The following is a 25,642-nucleotide window of genomic DNA, read 5'->3' on the forward strand; positions in this document are numbered from 1 at the left end:
CTCCGTTTTCGTCCCGATTCGGGTAAGATGTGTATACTTCGGCATATTTCATACCATCTGCAATATCCTGTTCATTTATGCAAACAAAAAATGCTGGCACCAAACTCAAAACTCATATTGACATCAATTTAAAATCGAAGTAGTATACTCTATAAAACTTACTAAAATACTCGGATTTAATTCTGGCATTCATGCCAAAGAAATGCAATCAACTCAGAGAGAGTTTACATATTTGTGGAGCGAGAGGGGTTAGGAGTTATGATTGAACTTAGGAATGTATCCAAAACCTATGTAAGAAAAGGCTTAAGCATACAAGCGTTAAAGAATATAAATATTACAGTGGAAAAAGGAGATATCTTTGGTTTTATCGGATTTAGTGGTGCAGGGAAAAGTACGCTCATCCGTTTGGTCAATCGTCTGGAGAAAGTAACGACAGGTGAGGTTCTTGTCGAGGGGGAGCGGCTAAATTCCTATTCGACCTCCGGGCTGCGAAAAGTAAGGAAGAAGATCGGAATGATTTTTCAGCATTTTAATTTGCTGGAATCGAAAACAGTATTCGAAAACATTGCCATTCCGTTGGTGCTGCTCAAGCGCAACAAGCGGGAAATTGAAAAACGTGTGACAGAGCTGCTGGCATTCACAGGATTGTCGGACAAGGCGAATAGCTATCCCAGCGAGCTGTCCGGCGGACAAAAGCAGCGTGTCGGGATTGCGCGAGCGCTTGCGAGTAACCCGTCCATTTTGCTCTGTGATGAGGCAACCTCGGCACTTGACCCGCAGACCACGCAGTCTATCCTGGATTTACTCCGCAAAATCAACAAGGAATACAAGATCACCATATTAATCATTACTCATGAGATGTCAGTGATTCAGCGGATTTGCAACAAGGTAGCCGTAATGGAGAAGGGGGAAATCATTGAGCAGGGCAATGTCCTAGAGGTATTCGGGCAGCCGAAGCATCCAACGACGCAAAGCTTTGTACGCACAGTTATTCACGACGAAGTACCGGGCAGTGTGTTACAGACGTTCGAGCAACAAGAGTCACAACGCATCTACAAGCTGGAATTTATCGGACAGGCAGCTTCCGACCCAGTGGTTCATGAATTGATTCGGAAGCATGATATTCATGTGAATATTTTGTTTGCCAATATGACGGAGATTCAAGAAACGACGATTGGTTATATGACTCTCCAACTGCGCGGTGAGCAGCATGCCGTTCAGCAGGCTGTTGATTTTATCAAGAGTAAAGGGGTTCATATTCAGGAGGTGGAAAGTCTATGATGATTACAGGAACCACGATAACTTGGGATCAATTATGGGAAGCTTTGTATGAATCTATACTCATGGTCAGCATATCATTATTTATTGGTGCTCTGATTGGTATCCCTATCGGTATTTTACTTGTGGTCACCCGTTCAGGCGGAATTTTGGAGAACAAATGGCTGTACAGTATTTTAAATCCGATCATTAATATTGTTCGTTCCTTACCGTTTATTATCTTGCTGATAGCGATCATTCCGTTAACCCGTCTGATTGTGCATACATCTATTGGGACCAGCGCGGCTATTGTCCCTCTGATCATATATATCGCACCCTATATCGGCAGGCTGGTGGAAAATTCGCTGTTGGAGGTCAATCCGGGGATATTAGAGGCAGCAGATGCGATGGGAGCGACTCCGTTTCAGGTCATTCGATACTTCTTGCTGCCTGAGGCATTCAGCTCTCTAATTTTATCGTTAACGACAGCCGCTATTGGACTGATTGGTGCAACGGCTATGGCTGGTGCGGTCGGTGGCGGCGGGATTGGCGACTTGGCGATAGCGTATGGCTATCAACGGTTCGATACGTTGGTTATGCTGATCACTGTCATCATTCTAGTCGTGTTTGTACAAGGTGTTCAGTCCTTGGGCAATCTGCTCTCTCGCAAAGTACGCAGGGGGTAATAAACATAATGGATATAAAAATATATAGTTTTGGTGCAATATTTTGGCACTGATACTGATCAAGAAACGCCCTATATAACTGGATAGGGCGTTTTTGCTGCGGAATGTTTTCGTATAGGTCTCATTGTTCAGAATTGGTTCAGTGCGGTTTCATATAATTCTCTTAGCATAGTTCCTTGGTTGCATAAATCGTAGAACTAAACATGACTAAAGCCTTTGATATAACAGGATATATGCCAATAAATCGCGTCTAGGAGTGAAAATGTTGAAACTTGTAAATCGAAATAAATGGATAGCATCTGCCATGGTGCTGGGGATTGCTTCAGGCTCCATTGTATCTCTACCTTGGATGGGGGGCGCCCAGACTGCTTATGCAGCGACAGCGGATGCACAAAGTGAAACTGGATTTGTTGCACAAGCTCGCACGTTGGGTTTGATGACAGGTGGTAATCAGGGCGATTTTATGGCACAGAAGAATTTGACCCGCGCCGAAGCGGCTAAAATTTTGTGCAGTCTGTTCCAACTGGAAGTTAACAATCAGCCAAAAACTTCTTTTATGGATGTATCGTCCGATGCGTGGGGTGCTCCCTATATTGAGGCTGTACGTGCAGCGGGGTATATGACAGGCAACGGAGAACTGTTTCGTCCGGGGGATGCCATTACCAAGGAAGAACTGATCGTATCGCTAGTACGCGCAATGGACTTGCAGGATGCAGGTACTGCGGATGCACAGCAAAATGCAGTTCAGGTAGCTCGCAATTATGGTCTATTATCAGAGGACGCTTCTGCAACGGATTTGAAAAATCCATTGAACCGGGAAAGTAGTGCGGAAGTATTCGTCAGCTTGTTGGATCATCCGGTAGGAGAAGTGAAATCGGAGGGCAATACAGTTCGAATCGGAAATATTCCTTACCAACTGGAAGGGTCTTTGCAAGGTTTGTTCGGCGAAAATAACAAAGCGGTATTAAAAGGGGCAAAAATTGACCTTAACCGTAATTTGCGTACACTCACAGGTGTGAATAAGCTGGAAATTAACGCAGACGGCGGCGTATTTGATGGAAAGGGTGTGTCTTTTGAGGGACGCCTGATCGTCAATGGTTCGGTAACCTTGAAAAACATGTCTTCCACAGGCGTATTGGAAATCAAAGGCTCAGGAACTCAGCCTGTATCGGCCATTTTGGAAAATACAGCATGGTCCGGTGTAGAACTGGGCTCTAAGGATGCCAAGCTGACTGCAACCGGGACGACAAAGATTGACAACCTGACGCTGAAAAATGATGCATCGATCGTGACCGAAGGAAATGCTGCAATTAGTCGTGTTTCATTGCAGCAGGGACTGGGCAAGTTGTTGGTTAATGGTAGTATTGGTTTGCTGGATGCATCACAATATGTGGGTGTTCCTTTTATCACATTGGCTAAGGGGGCTGCAATCAGCCAGCTTAACCTACCGGAACAAAAACAGCCGCAGGATGTTATCATTAACTATGATGCAATGAAAGAAGCAGTTAGTCTCGTAAATGGCTCGGCCAAATCATCCTCGACTGGATCGGTTGTTACAGATACAGACAGCAAAGATAAGAAAAAACACGATAGCGATATTGTCAGCGTAGATCGCAGTCAGCTGGAGACAGAAGTCCACGCAGCCAAAGAACTGCTGGAGCGTGCAGGTGAGGGTGGACTGGATCAAGCGCTTTACACGGCAGAAGCGAAGGAAAACCTGTCCATAGCAATCCATCAAGCTATGCTGGTACTGAACAATACAGCAACTACACAGACAGAAGTAGATCAAGCGCTCAGCACATTAAAACAGGATGTTTCTGTGTACACAGCCTCGGCCACAGAACCAGTGAATGGGACACAGGAATTAACTAGACTGATTCAGTTAGCTTCGACTACCCTTGAACAAAACCGAATGGTTGGCGACGAATTCCCGACTCTTTGGGATGACTCACTAAGTCAAGCTATTCAATTTGGCAACAATGTGTTGGAAGGGAATGCGCCTCAGAACATTGTGGATCGGGAAGCAGAAAGCTTACGTCGAGTAATAAAGGTATACAAAGCATCAGTTAAACTTAGAGATGCCTATCTGCATTTTCTCGATATAACGGATCGTGTTGAGAATTCGAAAACGGACAAAGCGCGCTACAAGTCCATAGTGAGGGAAGGATCGAAAGTATATGTGAGTCCTTTATCTACAATTGAGCAGTTGGAGGAATATACACAAAATGTGGAGAATGCCACAGAGTCATTCCTGGCACTGCAAGCAGCGGATTTCTCCGTGCTTAAAAATACTTTACAAGAAGCGCAGGTTCTTTACGATGAGAGAGGCTCTCAAAATACTGAACTAGACAACCTCATTCAGGAATATACAGAGAAGATGCATACTGCTATGACGCAGCAGGATGTATTGAATTTGAACACGGAACTGAGTCAAAGGCTTGCAGAATTCAAGGCCCCAGAGCCTGCTACAATTCGGGAAAAACTGCAGCAGATGGTTCAAGACACTTACCAAAAACTGTTGTCTGACCCCGTGGCTCGTAATTACTTGAATACGGAAATACAGCATTTAGAGCAAGTAGCAGGACAAGCTAACTTTGAACTCATTATGCCGTTAATTCCTGATGAGCAATTATTGAACTCTTACAATCAATTAAGTCAGGCTAAAGAGACCTATATTGAAAAATATAATGAGAAAAAGCTACAATTGAGAAACGAAGTCATCGAAATGCAGACATCGATCAATGGAATTTTGGTGCAAAATTCAGGAGCGCTAAGCGCTGAAGCCCAACAAGCCCTGTCTTCTGCTTCAGAGCATGCCTCCATCTTCTTGGGGTTGTCCAGCTTCGAATTACGAGACGTTGTTCCCGTATACGAGGAACTGCAACTGGTACAGAGCCAGTATGCTGCACCAATAACAGTGGATACCATGTTGTTGAATTACAATATCAATTTGGCTAATAATGAAATTCAGACGTTCGGCCGTCATTATACTGAACAAGATAACGAAGAACTGCAAGAGCAAATTAACCGGGCAAGCCTTATGCTTAATACTCCGGATAGCACGCAGCTGCAGGTAGACCAGGCTAACACAGATTTGATTACAGCGTTTGCGAACTACCAATCCAAATGGATCGTAACTGATCTTGATATCAATGAGATCAAGAACATTGCGAACAATCTGCTTACAGTAAATGGTACAGATCCTACGACGGTCTACTTTCACAGAGTAGTGGATGCATTCAATCGTCTGGACCCGTATTATCCTATGCCGGAAGTTAAGAAAAATTATATGAATCTGGAAGATGCGATTCAGGAATATAAAGATTTTATAGACAGCCAGCAACAAAGCAGCGGAACAGGAAGCGGCGACATTAGCGGTGGAGCAACGCCGCCAAGCGATAACGGCGGAACAGGAAGCGGCGACATTAGCGGTGGAGCAACACCGCCAAGCGATAACGGCGGAACAGGAAGCGGCGACATTAGCGATGGTGGTTCAGGATCAATTCCTGGCGGCGATAATGGCGACAATATGATTCCTTAAAAGGAAAAGCTAGAAACGACAAGGACGTATAGAAGGGGACGATTCCGCGCAGATTTTATCTGTGACGGACGTCCTTTTTTGTATGGACAACGCTTCTAATGTAGCTGTATAGAATAACCGATACAAAAAGATAGACGTTATTGAAAAGAGCGGGGGATTTATGAAAAAACAGGGTGTTTTATTTTTTATTATACTTCTGCTTGCGGTTGCGTTGCCGGTGTATCCGTTAGTGTCGGGTGTATTATCCGAAAACAATCATTGGAAAGCTCACAATGGCGTTATTGATTTGCGTAATTGGGACCCCGACAAGGAGGGGGCTGTACAACTGGGAGGAGAGTGGGAGTTTTATCCTAATCAGCTTTTGCAGCCCTCATCTTTTCAGGAAATGCTAAATCAGAAGTGGGGAAATCGTCGAAACTCTTCCAAATTGGGAATAAGCACAGGATCTTCTGCCAAAATTGTGGAAGTGCCTGGTAGATGGAATCAGTGGATGCCTGGGGGACAGGCGACTGGATATGGAACCTACCATGTCCGTATACTGTTACCTGAAAAAGTGGAAAATTTGTACGGCATCCATATGCAAAATATCCGCAGCTCCAGCCGAGTATGGATTAACGGGGCAGAGGTGGGGGCGAGTGGTATTCCTTCTGCTTCGGCCGACAAGGGCGAGCAGGGTAACGCACCCTTTGTTGGATTTGCTGCAGTAGACGGACATTCGGCCGACATTACTGTGCATGTGGCTAATTATAGCTATTCCTCCGGTGGAATGATTTATCCGCTACTGTTTGGGGATTATTCCAGTATTACGCATAGCCGGGAAGTAGCGATGGCGGAGGATACCGTACTGATCGCAGGATTTTTTATCCCTACCGTATTTTTTATCATGCTGTACCTTTTACGTAAAAAGGAGAAGGCCCTGCTTTATTTAGCATGCTTTTGCATCGCGGCATTATTTTACATTCTGACACATGGAGAGAAGCTGTTAGTCTGGGGAATGCCGGATTTACCTTATGAATGGATATTGAAAATTCAATCGTTCTCTTCGACATTGTTCTACTATTTCCTGATTCGGTATGTTCATCTTACGACACAGATTGTTATGAATCGAATTGTAGTGCGCCTATATAATATTGTAACCGCACTGATGCTGGGTATGGGGATACTGTTGCCTACACTGGTACTTTCATCCTTTGAGGCGTTTATTCTTCTTTTTGGTGTAGTCAGTGTAGGGTACGTATTACTGATTCTGATCCGTGGTCTTATTCAACGGACGGATGACGCTGCCCTGCTAGTCATTAGTATTATGAGCATTCTTATGATTGTGGTGACTAGTTTTGTGTATGTTCTGGGATGGGGAGATGTACGTGGGGTGACAGCCTATGAAATGCTCATTTTCGTATTGGCCCAAACGCTACTGCTGGCCAAACGTTTTGTACATTCGTTCATGGAGGTTGAGAATCTGTCACGACGGTTGCTGACACTGGATGGATTAAAGGACGAATTTCTGGCGAACACGTCACATGAGCTGCGTACTCCTCTACATGGAATTATTAATATCGCTCAATCCATGCTAGACCGCTACGGGACACAATTCAATGAGCCGCAAAAGCATAACTTGGTCTTGATTGCGAATGTAGGGCGCAGACTGTCTTATTTAATTAACGATATTTTGGATTTTTCTAATTTAAAAAATGGAAGATTATCCCTTAGTCGCCGGCCTGTAAACGTACAGGCTGCTGTGAATTCTGTGCTGGAGGTACTGGGTCATACAGTGGGTAAGAAAAAGCTCCAATTCGTAAAAGAATGGCCCCATTCGTTGCCCAAGGTGGATGCAGATGAGGATCGGCTAAATCAGATCTTATACAATTTATTGGGCAATGCAATGAAATTTACGGAGGAGGGCGAAATCGTAATATCTGCCAAGGTGAGGAACCGTGAAATGGAAATCAGTGTGAAGGATACCGGATCAGGGATTGCCCCAGACCATCTTTCGCACATATTTGAACCGTTTAACCGAGGGGTAAAAGCTGAGGACGAAGGATATAGTGGAACTGGGCTGGGGTTAGGCATAACCCGTCGTCTAGTGGAACTGCATGGAGGTCATATCCGCGTAGAATCCAGATTAGGTAAGGGCTCGACCTTTTATTTTACACTGCCCTTAGCAGAGACCGGAACGTCGGCACATGAAGCTCAAAGGGATGTTTGGTCTGCAGCTGTATTGCAGCCTGGTGTGACCTTAGGTCAGGATGTGAGTCCGCTTGAAGAGGACGCATTGAAGCAGGTTATGAATATTCCTTACAGAGTGCTGGCTGTCGATGATGATGAGGTTAACCTTCGGGTGCTGGAGGAACTGTTATACACCACAGGTTGTAGCGTGGTGGCTGTGGATCATGCTGAGGAGGCGCTTCAGCTGTTGAATGGTCGTACCCGATTTGACCTGGTCATTACGGACTGGATGATGCCAGAAATGTCTGGTATTGAGCTGTGCCGACGGATTCGCGAACGGTATTCTCTCTCCGAGCTACCCGTGTTGCTGCTGACGGCACGCGATCTGCCCGGCGATATCCATGCAGGCTTTATGGCTGGAGCAAATGACTTTCTGCGTAAGCCTGTTGATGCGGGGGAATTGAAGGCGCGTGTGCGCACCCTGCTAAACATGCGTCATTCGGCAGAGGAAGCGGTGCGTTCGGAAATGGCCTTTTTACAGGCGCAAATCAAGCCGCACTTTCTGTACAATGCATTAAATGTCATTGTTTCGACCGTAGCAGTAGACCCGGACAAGGCAGCAGAGCTGCTCATGGAGCTGAGCCAGTATTTGCGTGGCAGCTTTGATTTTCAGAACAGGGAGAATACAGTGCCGCTATGCAAGGAACTGGAATTGGTAGAATCATATGTGGCACTGGAAAAAGCCCGTTTCGAAGAACGTTTGCAAGTGACTGTAGAGGTAGGGAGGAACATCCGGTCGCTGATTCCACCATTAAGCATTCAGCCCATCGTGGAAAATGCGATACGGCATGGTGTAATGCAGCGGGCCACAGGTGGAACGGTGCACGTAAGAGTACAAGAGGATGGAGCCGATTTCGTGGTCAGCGTGACCGATGACGGCGTAGGGATTCCACCAGAGCGCCTGCCACAGCTACTGTCGGAGGAGCATGTATCCTCCAGTGTGGGAATGCGTAATATTCATCGCCGTCTGATCCATTTGTATGGAGAAGGATTGCGGATTGAAAGCAATCCTATGCAAGGGACGACGATAAGCTTCCGTGTGCCAGACACGACTTTACCTCACTCCGCTGATAAATAAAAAATATAGTACATCTGCCAAAAAAGCTAATGTCACACCCGTATGGATACGATATATAAAATATAAGAGATTAAAAATCGGATGATAAAACAGATAGCTTGGTCATAGAGCTTTGTGATGGATGGTTGCAGCAGGAAGGGAGCGCGGATACAGATGAAGGCGATATTGATTGATGATGAGAGATCGGCATTAACCTACTTGGAACGTTTGCTGGAAGCGGATGGACGGTTGACGGTTATGGGCAAATATACATCTGCACAAGCCGGGTTAGATCATTTGGCGGCAGAGCGTGTGGATATTGTTTTTATAGATATCGGAATGCCGGAGATGAACGGACTGGAGGCCGCCGAGTGGATTCAACAGCTAGACTCACATATTCATATCGTCTTTGTGACTGCGTATTCAGAATATGCTATTGAAGCATTCGAACTGCACGCACTGGATTATTTGTTAAAGCCTGTCCATGCCCGGCGGCTTAATAAAACACTAGATCGGATTGTAGCCATGCTGGCAGATTCCCGTCCTTCCAGTTCGGTCGTCTCGGCCGAGCAATTACCCAAAGTACGTTGTTTTCAAAAGCTTGAAATCTTGGAGGATGGACAAGGAGTCGTGGGAGCAAAGCCATTCAAATGGCGTACATTAAAATCACAGGAGCTATTTTCCTTCTTGCTACATCATGAAGGGGAATGGGTTAGCAAAGAGCAATTGCTGGATGCGCTGTGGCCTGAGTATCATTTGGACAAGGCTGTTGTTCATCTACACACGTCCATTTACCAAATCCGCAAGGCATTGAAAGAACGGATGCAAGATACGAAGCTGGAATACAATCTGGATCGCTATCGTTTGAACCGTAATGGCTGGGTTACAGATGTGGAACTATTCGAGCGGGGAATTTCCGAGTGGGCGGCATCTGGCAGCGGCGGTATACCACGTATCGAGAGCCTGTTGGCTCTGTACCGTGGCAACTATCTGGAGGAGCACGATTACCCATGGGCGTATGCAAAAAGAGAAAAGCTGCGCAATATGTATCTGGCATGTGCCTCAGAACTGGCTAGAGAAGAGCTCCGTTCAGGTCGTGCCCGGCAGTCTGTCCAGCGCTTGCTCAACCTACAGCAGCGGGAGCCATACTCAGATGATATCTGCGGTCTGCTGCTGACAGCCTATGCCCAGTTGGGAGAATATACAGCTGCTCAGAAGCATTATGAAAGCTTCGTCAGCTTATTGGAAGACGAGTTGGGGATTGAGCCGCAGCAGGTGACACACCAGTTGTACGTGCAATTAAAAACACAGACGCTACCTGCCTAGACTGCTGTACTGGCCCAGGTAGGTATTCAAAAACCGCTTCAAGGTTATTTTATTTGAAGCGGTTTTTTGCGTGGACGAAAGCATTTTGTAGCCTCTTTTCTCTATGACTTGATATTCGCCGGGACCTGTTTTCTTCAGCGGCATATGCATATAGCATATCTCTTCACAGCTAGGTCGTAATTGAGAGGTTTATGAAGCCACGAAGACTTGAGGAGGCCAATGCATTGGGAAAAAGGAGACGAACTGGCTTTAAGGGCAAAAGAATTAGGGTGGACGTTAGACAATCTTCTTCAGCTCAAACAGGACAAGGCGGTAACCCCATTTCTATCAATGCGTCGGATGTTGGGGTAGTAAGAACAGATGTCAAAAATAAATAATCAGCTTGTACAAAGAGCTATGTCCTTAACGTAAAAAAAATCGCCGGGAATAAGTTAGATAACTTGTTCCCGGCGATCTCAATTTTCTCCATAGTCGGCAGGGACTTCCGTCAGTATTCGCGTCTACATAGCTTATGCCTTTCTTTGCGTCTTATTGTCACTTTCTTTTGCGGGGTTGACTGACTGTACGGGCGTTGCCTTCAGCACAGCATATCCGTAAGGTGGAAGCTCGGCATGTAGTCCCTTCGATCCTACAGACCACTGACTTTCGCCAAAGGCTAAGTGCCATTCCTGTTCTGGAACGGACAAGTCAAAAACGTGATTCTCACCGGAACGGTTGAGCAGTACAAGCAGCACCTCTTCGTCGCTGCGGCGCTCGTAGGCGAGCGAAGCTTCATCTGCCTGTGCCTCCAGGAAAGTGATGCTTCCTTGATCACGAAGGACAGGGTGCGCCTTACGAAGAGCTATCAGCTCACGATAGAAGTCGAACAGCTCGTGGTCCTGCTTATCGCTGTCCCACTCCATGCACTGGCGGCAGCCCGGATCGGCATCTCCATCCAGGCCGATTTCATCGCCGTAAAAAATGCAGGGCGCACCCATGTACGTGAACTGGAACAAAGCAGCCAGCCGCATCAGTCGTTTGTCACCCTCGCACAGTGTCAGCAAGCGCGGTGTATCATGACTATCCAGCAGATTGAAGGCAACCTCTGATGCCTGCTGCGGATAGCGGGCGAGCTGGCGTCCGATGGCGAAGGCAAAGCTTTGCGCATCGGTCACTTTCTTGACGAAAAAATCATTCACCGCGTAGGTGAACGGATAATTCATCGTTGCATCAAACTGATCGCCCTGAAGCCACTCAGACGATTCATTCCACATTTCACCCAAAATATAAGCATCTGGATTAGCTTGCTTGACCGTAGTTCGGAATTCACGCCAAAAGGCGTGGTCCACCTCGTCTGCCACATCCAGTCGCCAGCCGTCAATACCGATCTCCTCGATCCAATGCTTTGCCACATTCAGCAGGTACTCTTTTACCTCAGGATGCTCTGTGTTCAGCTTAGGCATCATCGGTTCCAGCCCGAATGTGTCATAGGTTGGTGTGCCATCGTTCACTTCGAGTGGAAAGCTATGTACATGGAACCAGTCCTTATAAGGAGAGGCTTCACCTTTCTCCAGTACATCAACGAATGGCTTAAAAGTACGCCCCGAGTGGTTGAACACCGCATCGAGCAGGACCCTGATTCCTCGGTCATGGCAGGCCTCCACCAGCCTTTTTAATGTTTTTTTATCCCCGAAGTGCGGGTCCACCTCCATATAATCCTCGGTATCATATTTATGATTGGTCGTCGCCTTGAAGACAGGGGTCATATATATGGCGTTAATCCCCAGCTCGCTCAGATGATCCAAATGATCCAGAATTCCTTGTAAATCACCACCGAAAAAATTGTCCTTTTGCGGTGTGCCGCCCCAGGGTTCAGCACCTTCCGGGCTAATGGAGGGGTCACCATTGGCAAAACGTTCCGGGAAAATCTGATAAAATACAGCATTCTTCACCCATGCGGGCGGCTTCAAAATATCAATCGGATTTAAAAACGGATATTGGAACAGACTGTCTGCGTTCTGAGGTTCGTTGGTGGTAAAATCATCCTCATTCATCCAAATTTGTTCCTCGCCGTCTTCCAGCAAAAAACCATATTTTAGCCGACGGTGAGTAGGCTTTACAGTACATTCGTAATAGTCGAACCTGCCATCGGTGGAAAATTTGGACATTGGAATAAGCTGCCGAGTACGATCCCAGTCGTACTTATCTACGGTAAGAACGTGAACAGCAGTCAGGTCATTTTTCTTTGTACGGAGCCGTAAAATTATCGTTTCATCATCATAACCAAAAGCCCAATTACGTTTCGGGTGATGGTATATCGCTTCCAGCAGCATCAGATAGGCCTCCTTTTTCAAGTGCACTCCGTTTGAAATTATGAAGCGTATGTCGTATAAGGTAGTTATTAACCTTTTTAAGTGGGTTATGTACCATAACTGCTATAATGCCCATTACATAAAAGAAAAACGATAAGTAGGTGTCTATTATGAAAAGAAATGTGCTGTACATCGAGGATGACCAAGATATTGGTGCTTGGACGCATCAGTATTTGGAAGAGCGGAATTACAATGTAACCTGGCTTCGCAGTGGGGATGGGGCTGTGGAAGCAGCTGATACGTGCCAACTCGTGATTTTGGATGTGATGTTACCTGGTCTGGATGGGTTCACTATTGGGAAGCGGCTCAAGAAAGAGCACCCGGAGCTTCCTATTCTCATGTTGTCTGCCCGTACGTCCATTGATGATAAGCTGCAAGGACTGGATTTTGCTGACGATTATGTGACAAAGCCATTTCACCCCGACGAACTCATAGCACGTATGGAAATTTTGCTGCGGCGATCAGGAAGCGTGTCCGAAGAATCTCTACAACTGGGGCACCTGTCGGTGTTTCCTCCAGATAATCGTATTGTGAATCGTGATACCGGGGAGGAAATTACGCTGACTGGCAAGCAATATCATATTTTTGCTTATTTGCTGCGGCATTTGGGCCAGATTATGACGAAAGAACAAATGTATGAGGCAGTCTGGGGAGATCCGTATATCGACGGTGACAAAACCTTAATGGTGCATATCAGGCACTTGCGGGAAAAGCTGGAGATTGATCCTGCGACACCTCGTATTATTGAGACGATCCGTGGTGTGGGTTACCGGGTGAAAGCATAATGAGCGATAAGCGTAAGAGGTGGGCAAGGTTGCGTCGCAGTTCCCATTCAGGCCATAGAGGGCGGTTTCGTAATTCACTGTTGTTTCGCTATCTGGTCATTATTGTGTTTGCTATGGTGCTGTTGCCCATTGTATTGCCTGTTACAACCTTAATATATAGCATACTGTTAAATTTGCAGACCGATATCAAGCCTAGGAACCCTCACTATCCCTCTACGACCTATACTGAAAATAGCTGGCATCGAGAAGCTATAGCCTTGAAGGGGGCTACCCCCGAGCAAATCTCTGCCCATCTGCGCAAAATACAGCGGGATATGTTCCCGGATTCACAAATATTTTGGGTCGATACCGCAGGGTTAACCAGACTGGAGCTGCCTACGCAACCTACCATTCCAAAACAATGGAGCGCGGCGCAGGCTATAGCCTTTATGAAGCAAGCCGGCTATGAGGGACCGTTTACAGTCGTGGCCTTTATTGGCGGGGGCAAGGATGATGTGGATCAGGGTTATATGGTGTTAAAAGTGCCCCGTTCGTTCTTTGAGCAGTCGTCTAATGAAAATGGCATGTTGATGTACTATCTCCTCTTTATTCTATTGGTTCTGGGAGCTTTTATATTCATATCTCTTCTGTTTTTTGGAGGCATTCGGCGGAGGCTGTTGCAGCTTCAGGCCGCCATGTCGCAGCGGGGAGAGGATGGGTTACCCATCCTCGTTGCCACCGGGCGTTCGGATGAAATCGGCAAACTGGAGGAGGCGTTTAATCGGATGGTTGAGCAGTTGGCAGAGAGTCGAGGACGTGAGCGACAGGAGGAGGAGCTGCGGAAGAGACTGGTTGCCGATCTGTCACACGACATTCGAACACCGCTTACAGTCGTGCGCAGTCATTTGTATACACTGGATGTGGAAAATCTGAGCAGCAAAGGGAAGCAGTCGATTACACTAATGGAAAATAAGTTAAAAGACCTTGGAAGTCTGCTAGATAACTTGCTTACCTATAATCTCCTATCCAGTGGAAAATACACCATGAATAACGAACCACGTGATATTTTGCGGCTGGTTCGCGAGTGTGCGGCCAGCTGGTATCCAGTGTGGGAAAAGGAAGGCTTTGAAGTGGATATCGACCTGCCCGAGCATAGTATGGTGTGGACTGTCGATGAGCAAGGCTTCCGCCGTCTGCTGGATAATCTTTTCCAAAATGTAGTTCGGCATGCCGCCTCCGGTCGATATATCGGTATTCAAGTACAGAAGGATAATGGAAGAGAGGTACTGGTCATCACAGATAAAGGCCCGGGAATGGAACAACAATCCAGTGAAAAAGGAGCTGGAATTGGCCTGGCGATTACAGAGCTCTTGGCGCGCGAAATGAATTTGGAGAGGGAGATTTCTAGTTCATCAGCCGGGACACAAATCCGTTTTTTAAACAAAACTTAAACTCAGAGTTCCCTTGGCTTTAAACTTGGCACGTTATGATAGGTGTCGAGGTGAGGAACTTGAACGAATCAATTATTGAAACGAACAGTCTCAGCAAAATATACAAAGGCCGCGCCGCGGTTAATCAGCTGGACCTGAAAATAGCACGGGGAGATATTTACGGATTTCTCGGTCCCAATGGAGCGGGGAAAACGACAACAATCCGCATGCTGCTTGGGCTTATTCGTCCAACCCGAGGAACGATCCGCATATTCGGCAAAGATATCCGCAGACATAGACTCGATATTTTGCGTAAAGTCGGTTCATTGGTAGAATATCCTTCATATTATGGTCATTTGAACGCCATCGAAAATCTGGAGGCTATCCGTCGTATTTTGAATGTGCCAAAAGAGAACATCGCGGAAGTATTGGAGGTCGTTCGGCTGACCAAGCACGCGAAACGCCCGGTTAAAGGCTACTCGCTGGGCATGAAGCAGAGACTTGGTATCGCAGCAGCCCTGCTCGGTAATCCCGAAGTGCTTATTTTGGACGAGCCCACGAATGGCTTGGACCCTGAGGGCATCCAGGAAATGCGCGAATTGATACAGGCAATGCCCAAGCAGCGGGGGATCACTGTACTGGTATCCAGCCATCTGCTGAGCGAGGTAGAGCATATGGCTAATACTGTCGGCATTATCCGTGAAGGACAGCTGGTCTTCCAAAATACAATTCACAATCTCCGTCAGGAGTCCGCAGGGGGGATTCGGATCGTAGTATCGGAGCCGGAAGCAGCCCAATTCATTGCACGTGAGCAGGGCTACCATTCAGTGAAGAACGGGTCGGCGCTGGATTTTGACAACATGAATGACGCGGCTGTTGCGCTGCTGGTCAGAAGATTGGTGGAAAACACACATGCCGTATATCGTGTGGAGGAACGCCGCAAATCGCTGGAGGATATGTTCATGCAGGTGGTGGGCAAAGGAGGAGGCTCCCTATGATGCTGCGAGCGCTGACAGCGGATCTGCTCAAAGCACGCAGAAAGGGAATCTGGTTCCTGGTATTCCTCGGTCCTCTTGGGCTGGTGGCCATGCAGGGACTGAATTTCGGATTCCGCTATGACTATCTGATTCCGCGATACAAGGGCCGCTTATGGGAAAGCTTGATGGATAACATCGCGCTGTTTGTTCCCCTTGCACTGGTGCTAGGAGCCACGATGGTCGCTTCCATGTTGGCGAATGTGGAGCATACATCTAACTCATGGAAGCAACTGCTGGCTTTGCCTATTTCTAAATGTAGTGTCTATATGGCCAAGCTAACAATGGCCATTGGAATGCTGTGCGTGTCCTGTCTACTCTTAACAGCAGGGACTTGGACATTGGGGATGCTTCTTGGTTTTGGGGGAGAACCCGCACCGATAGGGGAGCTACTGCGGCTCGGGTTTTGGCCCTTGGGTGGCACGCTGCCTATACTTGTATTGTTGTTGTGGCTAACGGTCACGTTCCATAATCAAGCGCTACCTGTAACACTGGGCATTACGTTAGGCATTGGGAGCTTGTTTGCTTCCCAGTTGTCCGAATGGTTTCCGCTGGCTTGGCCGCAATTCGCATGGGTTGCGCCACAAGCGTGGATATTTGCGTCCATCGGATGCGGAACAGGTGCAATTCTCAGCCTGCTGACCGCAGCTCATTTTAGCCGAAAGGATGTGGCGTAATGCTTGGAGGATACGTGCGGCTACTTTCTGTCGAACGCATGAAAATAGCAAAATCGCCCGTCTGGCTGCTCGCGCTCGTCAGTCCAGCGATTGCCGTCCTGATTGGTTTGCTGGCGAATCCGGGAGGAAACTGGCTGTTGCTGCTGGCTGCTATGCTTACAATACATGCAATGCTGTTCCTGCCGATGCTGACCGCCGTGTTTGGGTCTCTTGTCTGTCGTTTTGAGCATGGGGGTGGCGGCTGGAAGCAACTGATGTCGTTGCCGTTGTCTCGCACGGGGTTGTACGCAGCCAAGCTGACCATCATCATGGCTATGGTCGGACTGACTCAGCTGCTGTTTGGAGGAGCGCTGCTGGGTGTTGGAGCTGTGCAGGGGATGAACGGACCGATCCCTTGGGCCGTGATCGCCCAAAGCCTGCTTGCAGGCTGGGTTGCTTGTCTGCCGCTGGCTGCCCTGCAGCTGATGGTGTCCTTTTTGTGGTCTAGCTTTGCTGCACCGCTTGCTTTGAATTTCGTCTTCACCGTGCCCAATATGCTGGTCGCCAACTCTCAGACCTATGGTCCATACTATCCATGGACACAGCCTCTATTGGCGATGATGCCGAGTGGGGGAGACAATTTCGGGGCGTTCATGGTGCCAACAGATACACTGTTGATGGTGGTACTGGGTAGCTTTGTCGTGTTTGCGTTTGCTGGTCTGATGATATTTCGTTATAAAGAGATATAAGACGAAATATGGGAACTGAAAAAACTCCTTATCCTAAAAAGAGGGTAAGGAGTTTTTTTGCTATGCTGAGGGTTCGTGTTCCGAATAAGGCACTTACTCTATTGGCTTACACTAAGCCTGAAATAGCGCGAATATTATCGCTGATCAGGTGGCAAGAGGCGTCGAACTTGGCTTGCTCTTCTGGGCTCAGCTCAAGCTCGATGATCTCCTGAATTCCTTTACTGCCAATGATTGCTGGAACGCCCGTGCAGACATCAGTGTGACCATACTCGCCATCCAATACGGCAGAGATCGCTATAATTTTACCGTCGTCATTTAAGATGGAACGGGTAACGTAAGCCAGCGCATTGGCAATACCAAAATAAGTGGCACCTTTGCGGGTGAAAATCTCCCAACCGGCATCCCTTGTTTTACGGGCGATGTCATCCAGATCAACGTGCCTGAACCGTTCCTTATGCTGACGCAAAATGTGCAAGAGCGGCTTGCCGCCAATCGTAACATGCGACCAGGCCACGAATTGGGATTCGCCATGCTCGCCCAAGGCATACCCCTGTACACTGCGTGGATCTATGGAAAATACTTCGGAAAGCAACGTCTTGAGTCGGGATGAATCAATAGAGGTGCCCGTGCCGATTACCTTATTGCGCGGCAATCCAGATATGCTCTGCACAAGGTAAGTGACAATGTCGACAGGATTAGCGGCAACAACAAAAATACCGTCGAAACCGCCCTCCATAATAGCTGTTACAATCTCTCTGGTGATATGCACGGCATCGTCCAATACAGACAGGCGGTCTTGACCGGGTTTGGGGTTGGACCCAGCAGTTATAATCACAACATCCATATCTGTGCAGTCTGCATATGTGCCTGCACGGACCTTGGTGCGTGTAGACGTAAAATCCATACAATGGGACAGATCCAGTGCATGGGCTAAAGCCCGATCATACGTGCGGTCAATCATCATGATTTCATCACAAATGGACTGATTGACCATTGAGTAGGCACAGCTCGAACCGACCATTCCCGCGCCGACAATCGCTACTTTCCTTGCCTTCCCCTTCATTTATGTTTCCTCCTCGTTCCAGCGAACGTTAATATGCTACAAATTATGCCTGAAATCCATTTTACGTTACATAACATAACATATTGCTGATCTTTTGAAAATATCCATTTTTTTGTCTTGATTCCGATAAATTAAAAATGAACGGAGAATAGGGGGAGTAATTGAGGATGAATTAAAAGAATAAGCGTGAATTAGCAAAGTTTTTATTTGGAAGACAGGATGTATTGTATCCATTGATTTATAAATTATTTCCGTATAAATTATAACATGATTTATATACATGGTAGAAATGCTGCCATGATAACAATGAAAGTATGACATTTATGTGACGCTCTTGAAGAATCACAAGAGTATACAGTACAGAGGTGTTCTCAGCGATGTCGCTTCTTGTATTTTTTTAATTTATTCGTTTATGACAAAGGTTCTTAGTAGTCAGCAATATTAGAACAATTTTGCCAAAGGATTTCCAATGGCTTTCGCGAATTCTACATATACAAGCTTATTTCTTTCCATACCATCCAGGGAGGTAATGATTAAATGGAAGAAAGCAAGTCGACGACGGAAGCAGCAAAGCGACTGGGAATCGGGGCGAGTACCCTTCGTAAATATGCAGCGGCGCTGGAGGAACAAGGTTATGTGTTTCAGCGTTCCGCTAATCAGTCAAGAATGTTCAGTGCCGGAGATGTTGAATGCTTGAAGGTGATGCGAAGAGCGTTGCGTGAGCAGCATATGACGATGGAGCAATCAGTTCAATTGGTACTTGAGAGAATAACAGCTCCCTTTCAACAGGAGGATGAGGAATTCCACTTGCCACCCGTCTCGGATGCTGAGTCACTGACCGCAACCTGGCAAGAAATAATGGCGGCGGCTGAGGGCAGAGAAGAAGCGACCGTTCAGACACAAGCTGCTGTTACAGTTGAGCTGACAGAGTTTCAGGATGAAATGAATGTTCAGGAACTATCTGAGGAACCGATACAGCCGCAGGAGCAGCTCCAGACTTTGACACCAACCATTGAATATAGATTGGAGCAAGCATCTGTATCTGTACAAACGCAGGAGTCCGTAGAACAGCAAGAACTGGCGCAGATGCAGGATATGGTGCAAACCGCTTTGTTAGAAATGCGAAGCCGCTTGGAAGAACTGGAAGCAGAGCACAGCCGTTTGGTGGAGAAAAATGTTAGCTTAGCTAACCAACTGGAGGACCATAAACGTTGGATGAAGGAACGGGTGGAGGAAGAACGGGATCGGCAGTTAATCACCAATTTACGTACCTACCAGGGACGACAACGCAAAACACGCAGTTCGCTGTTGTCCTGGCTCGGTCTAACACCGCGCAGCCGTAGAGAGGCATAATGATCATTATTTTGTCTAAAAAGGCCATCAGACCTATTTGGTTCTGATGGTCTTTTTAGCGTACTGTGTTTTCATTCGCTTTGAGATAGGGGGCGATAGGGTCTGACCTGCTTCGAAGATTGCTTCTAATTAATAGTTGCGTATATTTCAAAATGCTTTTTGATGGAGAAATAGAGAAATAACAGGATCATAGATAACATATTTGAGTTACTATTAACATCAGTAATAGATAAACATATCATTTAAATAAAAAGAGTACGAGCATACATGACTTGGAGAAGGATACAAAAGAAACGATTATGGATGAAACTCTTATGTTAAAGGCAGGAGAAATTCGATGAAGAAACAAAAGGAAGATGTGAAGCTAAGTAAAATAATGAGCAAAATGCTGCGACACAAGCCCGAGGAATCTGGTCTTAAGCTAGACGTGACAGATGGCTCCTGTACTGTAGAACACTTACTTCAAATCATTCAAAGCTTGCCAGGCTGGTCAGGTGTAAAGCAGATTGATATTGAGCGGATCGTTCGCAATTCAGATAAGCAGCGTTTTGAAATCCATAACGGTAGAATTAGAGCTAGATATGGACATAGCTATCAAAAAATAGAGTATACTCCTGGTAATCCACCAGATGTGCTATACCATGGTACGAATCAGCAAGCATTGCCGTTTATTATGGCAGATGGTTTAGATCCTGTTGGCAGACAGTATGTACATTTATCTGAGAGCACTGACTTTGCAGCATTAGCCGGGGGCCGAAGAGGTGAATTGGTCATGCTCAAGATAAACACGATTAAAGCAAGAGAAGAGGGCATCGCTTTTTATTATGCAGGTCATGAGGTGTGGCTTGCCGAGTGGATTCCCTGGGAATTGTGCAATGTTGACGATTCAAATGATTAATCAGTACAAGCAGTACAATGGTAACCTATATATATTCCCAAAAGCCAGTCCCTAAAAATAAACAGGCATTCGCCGCAAAAATGGGGGAATGCCCCCCTTACACATTAGGCTAGGTCTACATACAATGAACCTGTAAATGAGCGAAGGGAGTGTTGTAAATGAGTCATATGTGTGGAGTAGGCGGTATGGGTTGCGGTGTAGGTGCCTGGACCTCTGTAGGGGCGATTCTGGTACTGTTTATTTTGCTGGTGATCATCTCTAAAACACTGTTTCTGTAATTTCGGCCATAGCCGATTTCTTGTAAAATGCACTGATGTTGCTTGGCGTAACGAAGGGCGCACAACAATAAAGCGAAGGCCCTTGATGAGAAGGGTCTTCGCTTTATACGTTTAAGGAGTCTATCGCTTGCTGCTTGGTTTACATTACATTGTATTCCGTCACTGCTTCTTGTAGTGTGGCTAAGAATTGGAGTAATGACGGTGTTTATCCTTGTGATTCAAGATTGTAGGGACTTGGCCTGGAATTCCGCAATATCCTTGAACTCTTCTTCAAATTTACGCGAAATACGAATATAAATCGGCAGTAAATCGCGATAAATATTTACATGCTCTGGTGCAGGTTTATGCTGGTGAGTGGTGCCGATCATACCGGATACTGCATCTAGCGAGTCAATTCGCCCCAGCGCATACAAGCCTAGAATAGCTGCACCCAGGCATGAGCTTTCCAGACTTTCGGGAATAATGACTTCCTGATCAAAAATATCCGCCATAAGCTGCCTCCATAGCTCCGAACGTGCAAATCCACCTGTGGCATGAATGACTGACGGTCTGTCGATGACTTCCTCCATGGCGAGCATGACTGTGTACAGATTGAACAGTACACCCTCCAGTGCGGCGCGAATCATATGCTCTTTTTTGTGACGCAGGGACAGGCCAAAGAAGGAGCCGCGCGCGTTTGGGTCCCATAGAGGCGCGCGTTCGCCAGATAAATACGGAAGGAAAAGAAGACCGTCCGAGCCGGGACGTACCTGTTCCGCGATTTGGGTCAGTACATGATACGGATCAATTCCCAGGCGTTTGGCAGTTTCCACCTCAGAGGCAGCAAATTCATCCCGTATCCAGCGGAACACGATTCCGCCGTTGTTCACCGGGCCGCCGATGACCCACAGTTTTTCGGTCAAGGCGTAACAGAAAAAGCGCCCTTTGTCATCGGTGAGAGGCTTATCAACTACAGTACGGATAGCTCCGCTGGTGCCGATGGTAACAGCGACAACCCCAGGTTTGATCGCATTCACACCGAGGTTGGACAAGACACCGTCACTGGCTCCGACTACAAAAGGGGTCGTCTCCAATAAGCCCATGTCATGTGCATAGGTCGCATCCAGTCCTTTCAGCACATGAGTTGTCGGCACCAGCTCAGACAGCTGCTCCTTCCTCACCCCTGCAATAGTGAGCGCTTCCTCGTCCCAATCCAGTTGCTTCAAATTCATGAGTCCGGTCGCAGAAGCGATCGAGTGATCCACGACATATTGGTGGAATAACCGGGCGAAGACGTATTCCTTTATAGAAATAAATTTGTAGGTCTGGGCCGCGACATCCGGTAAATCCCGTGTAATCCACATCAGTTTCGTCAGTGGTGACATGGGATGAATGGGCGTTCCGGTGCGTAAATAAATATCGTGTCCGTTGTATTTATGCTTGAGCGCTTCAGCCCATTTGGCACTACGATTATCTGCCCAAGTGATGGAGGCAGTCAGTGGCTTGCCACTTCTGTCCACCGCAAGTATGCTGTGCATAGCTGAGCTGAAGGAGACGAACAGCACATCTTCGGCGGGTACTCTGCTTTGTGTCATGACCTCTTGCACCGTCGTTATGACAGCTTTAAAAATATCTTCAGGGTCCTGTTCTGCCGCATCCGGCTCAGGTGTGTGGAGTGGATAGCCCACATGATGCTGCGCAGCAATATTGCCGTTCTCTTCGAAAAGCACAGCCTTGGTACTGGTCGTGCCGATATCGACGCCGATCATATAGCGATTGTCGCTCATGTTCATTCTCCCCTCTACTTACCTTTATAGCTCATTATCGTTAAATTAACACATTCATCAGCATAATCAAACTGAAAGCGACTAGAGGAGGAGGGAGTCCTAACATTTCAGAGGAGTACAGGCCACAATATGTATAGATAAATGTATACTTGTCGACAATTTAATCTAAAAGAAAACCGTGTCGCTGGAGTACACATAAAGACACGGTGCGTGGGCTCTTTGCCAGGCACGTCACGGCTAGGGAGATGTCTTTCTATAAGAGAATAAGACGCTATCGTTAACCGCGTTGCGGGTGTCTCGGTAGTGTTCCTCAATAAGTCGCGACAACTCCTGAGCATTCCCTTGGTTTAACGCATTTGCAAAGGTGCGGTGCTTGTGAATCGTGACTTGAGATTCTTCGATGTTGGACGCAAATCGTTGCTCAGTCGCAGCCAGCATAACCGTCAGGATTAACTGTCTCATGCCATTCCAGGTATGGAGAATACGGGTATGGCCTGCTTCCAGAACTAGAGCTTCATGAAAATTAAAATCTTGAAGAGAAAATTCAGCGATATCCCTGTGCTTGAGAGCGACTTCCATTTTGTCGATCATCTGATTTAAAGTGGTTACTAACATGGTATTATCCCTATGTACATACCTTTGAACAACAAAATGCTCGATTAGCATTCGTACGTCAAATAGCTCCTCCATATCGCTGGGTGTCATGCCGATTACAACCGCCCCCATGCGCTCCAAGCGAATAAGGCCTTCTCCTGAGAGCACTTTCATGGCTTCGCGTACAGGAGAACGACTAGTACCAAAATCGGTAGCAATCTGATTCTCAGATAGAACAGTGCCGGGTGTCTGCATACCACGTATAACCTGAAGCCGGAGTTCACAGGCAATCCTTTCCCCAAGCGATGCGCCCTGTAACCAGGCTGTTGGATATTTCATAGAATACTCCTATCCTGCAAATAATTTTGCATACTTGTATACAAATTATGGAGTATTATAACCCCCGATTAGACCCTTGTAAACGGTATCAATTGACATCGGTTCCATTTCACAGCTTTTAGCGTTACAATAGAAGCAGAAAAAAGAAACAGTGAAAAGTGGAACGAACACGGATAAGAAGGAGAACATTTAATGATTATCATTAAGACCAAAGAACAAATTGAAAATATGAAAAAAGCTGGCGAAATTTTGGCTGCATGTCACCGGGAAATTGCCAAAATGATTAAGCCAGGTATCACGACATTGGAAATCGACGCTTTTGCAGAGTCATTTATGAAGAAGCATGGCGCGACGCCAGAGCAAAAAGGTTATAATGGCTACCAGTTTGCAACTTGTGGCTCACCTAATGATGTGATTTGCCACGGTTTTCCGAACAAAACACCATTGAAGGACGGCGACATCGTGACGATCGACATGGTTGTGAACCTCAATGGCTGGCTGGCAGACTCAGCTTGGTCGTACGCGGTTGGGAATGTGTCTGAGCAGGCACAAAAGCTGTTGGACGTTACCAAAGAGTCTCTGTATAAAGGGATTGAGCAAGCTGTTGTTGGTAACCGGATCGGAGATATTTCCCATGCGATCCAAACTTACGCGGAAGCGGAAGGCTTCTCGGTCGTGCGTGAATTTATTGGGCATGGCATCGGGGAAGAAATGCATGAGCAACCGCAGGTCCCACATTACGGGCCTCCACACCGTGGACCACGCTTGAAAGAGGGGATGGTCATTACAATTGAGCCGATGCTCAACACAGGCACATACCGCAGTAAAATTGATGCGGACGGCTGGACCGCACGTACGTTGGACGGCGGTTTGTCGGCACAATACGAGCATACGCTGGCAATTACAGCAGAGGGTCCAATCATTTTGACTCAGCAATAATAGCAGGCATCCATTAGTAGCATAAAGACTTACGAATCAAATGAGTTAGACCTATTACAGAAAAGAGGCTGTCCAGAGGGCGGCCTCTTTTGCATTGCGGGAGACTACTTTTACTTATTTTCGTGCATCTTACTTCTATATACTAAGTGGGACGGGTGACTACGTGAGGAATGACACAGCAGTTAGGCGAAAGGGAATAACACTGCAGAAGCAACCGCGTAAAGGCACGATTTCACGTGGTTGCCCATCGGCTTTTGTTGGAGTAGTCTGATGGCTAGCATCGAGGATACTCTTGTTTATACCCTTAATCTCATAAGTCGTAGGTAATGTGTCAGCGTATTTATGCCAGGCCTTTTTTTGTGCTGGATCACTACAGTCGTCTGGTCAGCTGGCTTCTACAAATTCGCTTGTGCTTCTAAAAATTTGTTAACACTTGCTTCTATAAATAGTCTGGCGGTTAGGTTCGCATATATGCATAAGTCATATAGTACTTTTAAAAGTACCGAGCCGTCATCAACTGATAACGTAGTTCCCTTTATATAGGAAGCTTTGTCAGAGGGAAGTCCAGCAGTGCCATTTGCAATCTCTCTTGGACTCCAGCTCGCTTCATTGGTACAAATTCAGCATAACTCGTGTTTGCATCGATGACGTCGTAAAAAAGAGAAAGTATACCCACATAGAGGCTCGAAAACATAGGGTTGCCTTTATAAAAAGAAGGGCTGGTATATCTTTTAGTCGTTCCTAGAGTATCCTTATTAGGTACTATTCTAGATTAGTCTATTTCACGTTCCGATATTAATAGTCCCTTTTTTAAAACAGGAACGAGACGTATGTAGATATGCTTATACTGTCTGCCGAGCAAAGACCAAGCTTCTTTCAATACCGCTGCTGGCAATCTGAACAAGAGATAATGAAATGATTTAGGAAAGTTGTTTACCGATTATGAAGTGGTAATATTTACATGTAGTAATTGTCGGAGAAAAATGATATATTATTTGAGCTGACAACAAAACAGCCGTTTCAAAAGAAGATAAACAGGGTGAAATGATCTTCGAAATAAAAGAAAAAAATAACCCTTGCATTTTCGAAACGAACATGATATGATCTTATAGCTGCTGAAAAACGCAGTGAAAAAGAATTTGATCTTTGAAAACTGAACAACGAGTGAGTAAATGATTTTGTTCGCAAAATCAACAATGAGATATTTTATCTCGTCAGTTTCAAAATGAGCTAATCGCTCTTTCGATAAACCAACTTCGGTTGGTCTTTAATGGAGAGTTTGATCCTGGCTCAGGACGAACGCTGGCGGCGTGCCTAATACATGCAAGTCGAGCG

The 25,642-nt window shown here is 46.5% G+C and carries 18 protein-coding genes and 1 rRNA gene; 15 read left to right on the top strand and 4 right to left on the bottom strand.

What is annotated here, in order from left to right; genetic code table 11:
- Positions 1 to 258: 258 nt before the first annotated feature.
- From ABEW32_RS01120 to ABEW32_RS01140, 5 genes are all read left to right on the top strand, one after another.
- The gene (locus ABEW32_RS01120; protein ID WP_430183908.1) at positions 259 to 1,281 is read left to right on the top strand and encodes a methionine ABC transporter ATP-binding protein; all 1,023 of its coding nucleotides are present in this window, start codon (positions 259 to 261) and stop codon (positions 1,279 to 1,281) included.
- Positions 1,278 to 1,943, top strand: a complete 666-nt coding sequence (locus ABEW32_RS01125) for a methionine ABC transporter permease (RefSeq protein ID WP_430183910.1) — start codon at positions 1,278 to 1,280, stop codon at positions 1,941 to 1,943. Before ABEW32_RS01120 ends, ABEW32_RS01125 begins: the two co-directional genes overlap by 4 nt.
- A gap of 262 nt (positions 1,944 to 2,205) precedes the next feature.
- The gene (locus ABEW32_RS01130; RefSeq protein ID WP_430183912.1) at positions 2,206 to 5,484 is read left to right on the top strand and encodes an S-layer homology domain-containing protein; all 3,279 of its coding nucleotides are present in this window, start codon (positions 2,206 to 2,208) and stop codon (positions 5,482 to 5,484) included.
- A gap of 160 nt (positions 5,485 to 5,644) precedes the next feature.
- Positions 5,645 to 8,788: an ATP-binding protein gene (locus ABEW32_RS01135; RefSeq protein WP_430183914.1), complete on the top strand. Its 3,144-nt coding sequence runs from the start codon at positions 5,645 to 5,647 to the stop codon at positions 8,786 to 8,788.
- 153 nt (positions 8,789 to 8,941) lie between these two features.
- Complete coding sequence (locus ABEW32_RS01140) at positions 8,942 to 10,093, top strand: response regulator (protein WP_430183916.1); 1,152 nt, start codon at positions 8,942 to 8,944, stop codon at positions 10,091 to 10,093.
- 509 nt (positions 10,094 to 10,602) lie between these two features.
- Here the strand turns inward: ABEW32_RS01140 and ABEW32_RS01145 are convergent.
- A complete protein-coding gene (locus ABEW32_RS01145) occupies positions 10,603 to 12,405 on the bottom strand; it encodes an alpha-glycosidase (protein WP_430183918.1) in 1,803 nt (600 codons plus the stop codon).
- Between the two features lie 149 nt (positions 12,406 to 12,554).
- On the opposite strand from ABEW32_RS01145, the gene ABEW32_RS01150 reads away from it, so the two are divergent.
- From ABEW32_RS01150 to ABEW32_RS01170, 5 genes are read left to right on the top strand one after another with little or no spacing between them, the layout of a single operon-like run.
- The gene (locus ABEW32_RS01150) at positions 12,555 to 13,229 is read left to right on the top strand and encodes a response regulator transcription factor (protein ID WP_430183920.1); all 675 of its coding nucleotides are present in this window, start codon (positions 12,555 to 12,557) and stop codon (positions 13,227 to 13,229) included.
- Entirely contained in the window at positions 13,229 to 14,659 is a 1,431-nt protein-coding gene (locus ABEW32_RS01155; protein ID WP_430183922.1) for a sensor histidine kinase, read from the top strand. The genes ABEW32_RS01150 and ABEW32_RS01155 overlap by 1 nt, the downstream gene beginning before the upstream one ends.
- A gap of 59 nt (positions 14,660 to 14,718) precedes the next feature.
- Complete coding sequence (locus ABEW32_RS01160) at positions 14,719 to 15,636, top strand: ABC transporter ATP-binding protein (protein ID WP_430183924.1); 918 nt, start codon at positions 14,719 to 14,721, stop codon at positions 15,634 to 15,636.
- The gene (locus ABEW32_RS01165) at positions 15,633 to 16,349 is read left to right on the top strand and encodes an ABC transporter permease (RefSeq protein ID WP_430183926.1); all 717 of its coding nucleotides are present in this window, start codon (positions 15,633 to 15,635) and stop codon (positions 16,347 to 16,349) included. The genes ABEW32_RS01160 and ABEW32_RS01165 overlap by 4 nt, the downstream gene beginning before the upstream one ends.
- On the top strand, positions 16,349 to 17,077 hold the full coding sequence (locus ABEW32_RS01170; RefSeq protein WP_017427211.1) for an ABC transporter permease: 729 nt from the start codon (positions 16,349 to 16,351) through the stop codon (positions 17,075 to 17,077). Before ABEW32_RS01165 ends, ABEW32_RS01170 begins: the two co-directional genes overlap by 1 nt.
- 106 nt (positions 17,078 to 17,183) lie before the next feature.
- Here the strand turns inward: ABEW32_RS01170 and ABEW32_RS01175 are convergent, their stop codons facing one another.
- The gene (locus ABEW32_RS01175) at positions 17,184 to 18,140 is read right to left on the bottom strand and encodes an L-lactate dehydrogenase (RefSeq protein ID WP_430183928.1); all 957 of its coding nucleotides are present in this window, start codon (positions 18,138 to 18,140) and stop codon (positions 17,184 to 17,186) included.
- A gap of 537 nt (positions 18,141 to 18,677) precedes the next feature.
- On the opposite strand from ABEW32_RS01175, the gene ABEW32_RS01180 reads away from it, so the two are divergent.
- From ABEW32_RS01180 to ABEW32_RS01190, 3 genes are all read left to right on the top strand, one after another.
- Positions 18,678 to 19,493, top strand: a complete 816-nt coding sequence (locus tag ABEW32_RS01180; protein WP_430183930.1) for a MerR family transcriptional regulator — start codon at positions 18,678 to 18,680, stop codon at positions 19,491 to 19,493.
- 337 nt (positions 19,494 to 19,830) lie between these two features.
- A complete protein-coding gene (locus ABEW32_RS01185) occupies positions 19,831 to 20,391 on the top strand; it encodes an RNA 2'-phosphotransferase (protein ID WP_430183932.1) in 561 nt (186 codons plus the stop codon).
- A gap of 158 nt (positions 20,392 to 20,549) precedes the next feature.
- A complete protein-coding gene (locus ABEW32_RS01190; protein WP_013369112.1) occupies positions 20,550 to 20,669 on the top strand; it encodes a hypothetical protein in 120 nt (39 codons plus the stop codon).
- A gap of 218 nt (positions 20,670 to 20,887) precedes the next feature.
- Here ABEW32_RS01190 and gntK read toward each other — a convergent pair whose 3' ends face one another.
- Both gntK and ABEW32_RS01200 read right to left on the bottom strand, forming a co-directional pair.
- On the bottom strand, positions 20,888 to 22,435 hold the full coding sequence (gene gntK / locus ABEW32_RS01195) for a gluconokinase (protein WP_430183934.1): 1,548 nt from the start codon (positions 22,433 to 22,435) through the stop codon (positions 20,888 to 20,890).
- A 237-nt stretch (positions 22,436 to 22,672) separates the two neighbouring features.
- Positions 22,673 to 23,368 carry a GntR family transcriptional regulator gene (locus ABEW32_RS01200; RefSeq protein ID WP_430183936.1) on the bottom strand — a complete coding sequence of 232 codons (696 nt, stop codon included), beginning with the start codon at positions 23,366 to 23,368 and terminating at the stop codon, positions 22,673 to 22,675.
- 192 nt (positions 23,369 to 23,560) lie between these two features.
- Here ABEW32_RS01200 and map point away from each other — a divergent pair, with 192 nt between their 5' ends.
- Positions 23,561 to 24,307, top strand: coding sequence for a type I methionyl aminopeptidase (gene map, locus ABEW32_RS01205; RefSeq protein WP_430183938.1), 747 nt, complete (start codon positions 23,561 to 23,563; stop codon positions 24,305 to 24,307).
- A 1,267-nt stretch (positions 24,308 to 25,574) separates the two neighbouring features.
- A 16S ribosomal RNA gene (locus ABEW32_RS01210) occupies positions 25,575 to 25,642 on the top strand; the annotation flags it as partial.

Origin of the sequence: Paenibacillus jamilae (genome assembly GCF_050482105.1) — a bacterium.
Lineage (GTDB): Bacteria > Bacillota > Bacilli > Paenibacillales > Paenibacillaceae > Paenibacillus > Paenibacillus jamilae_B.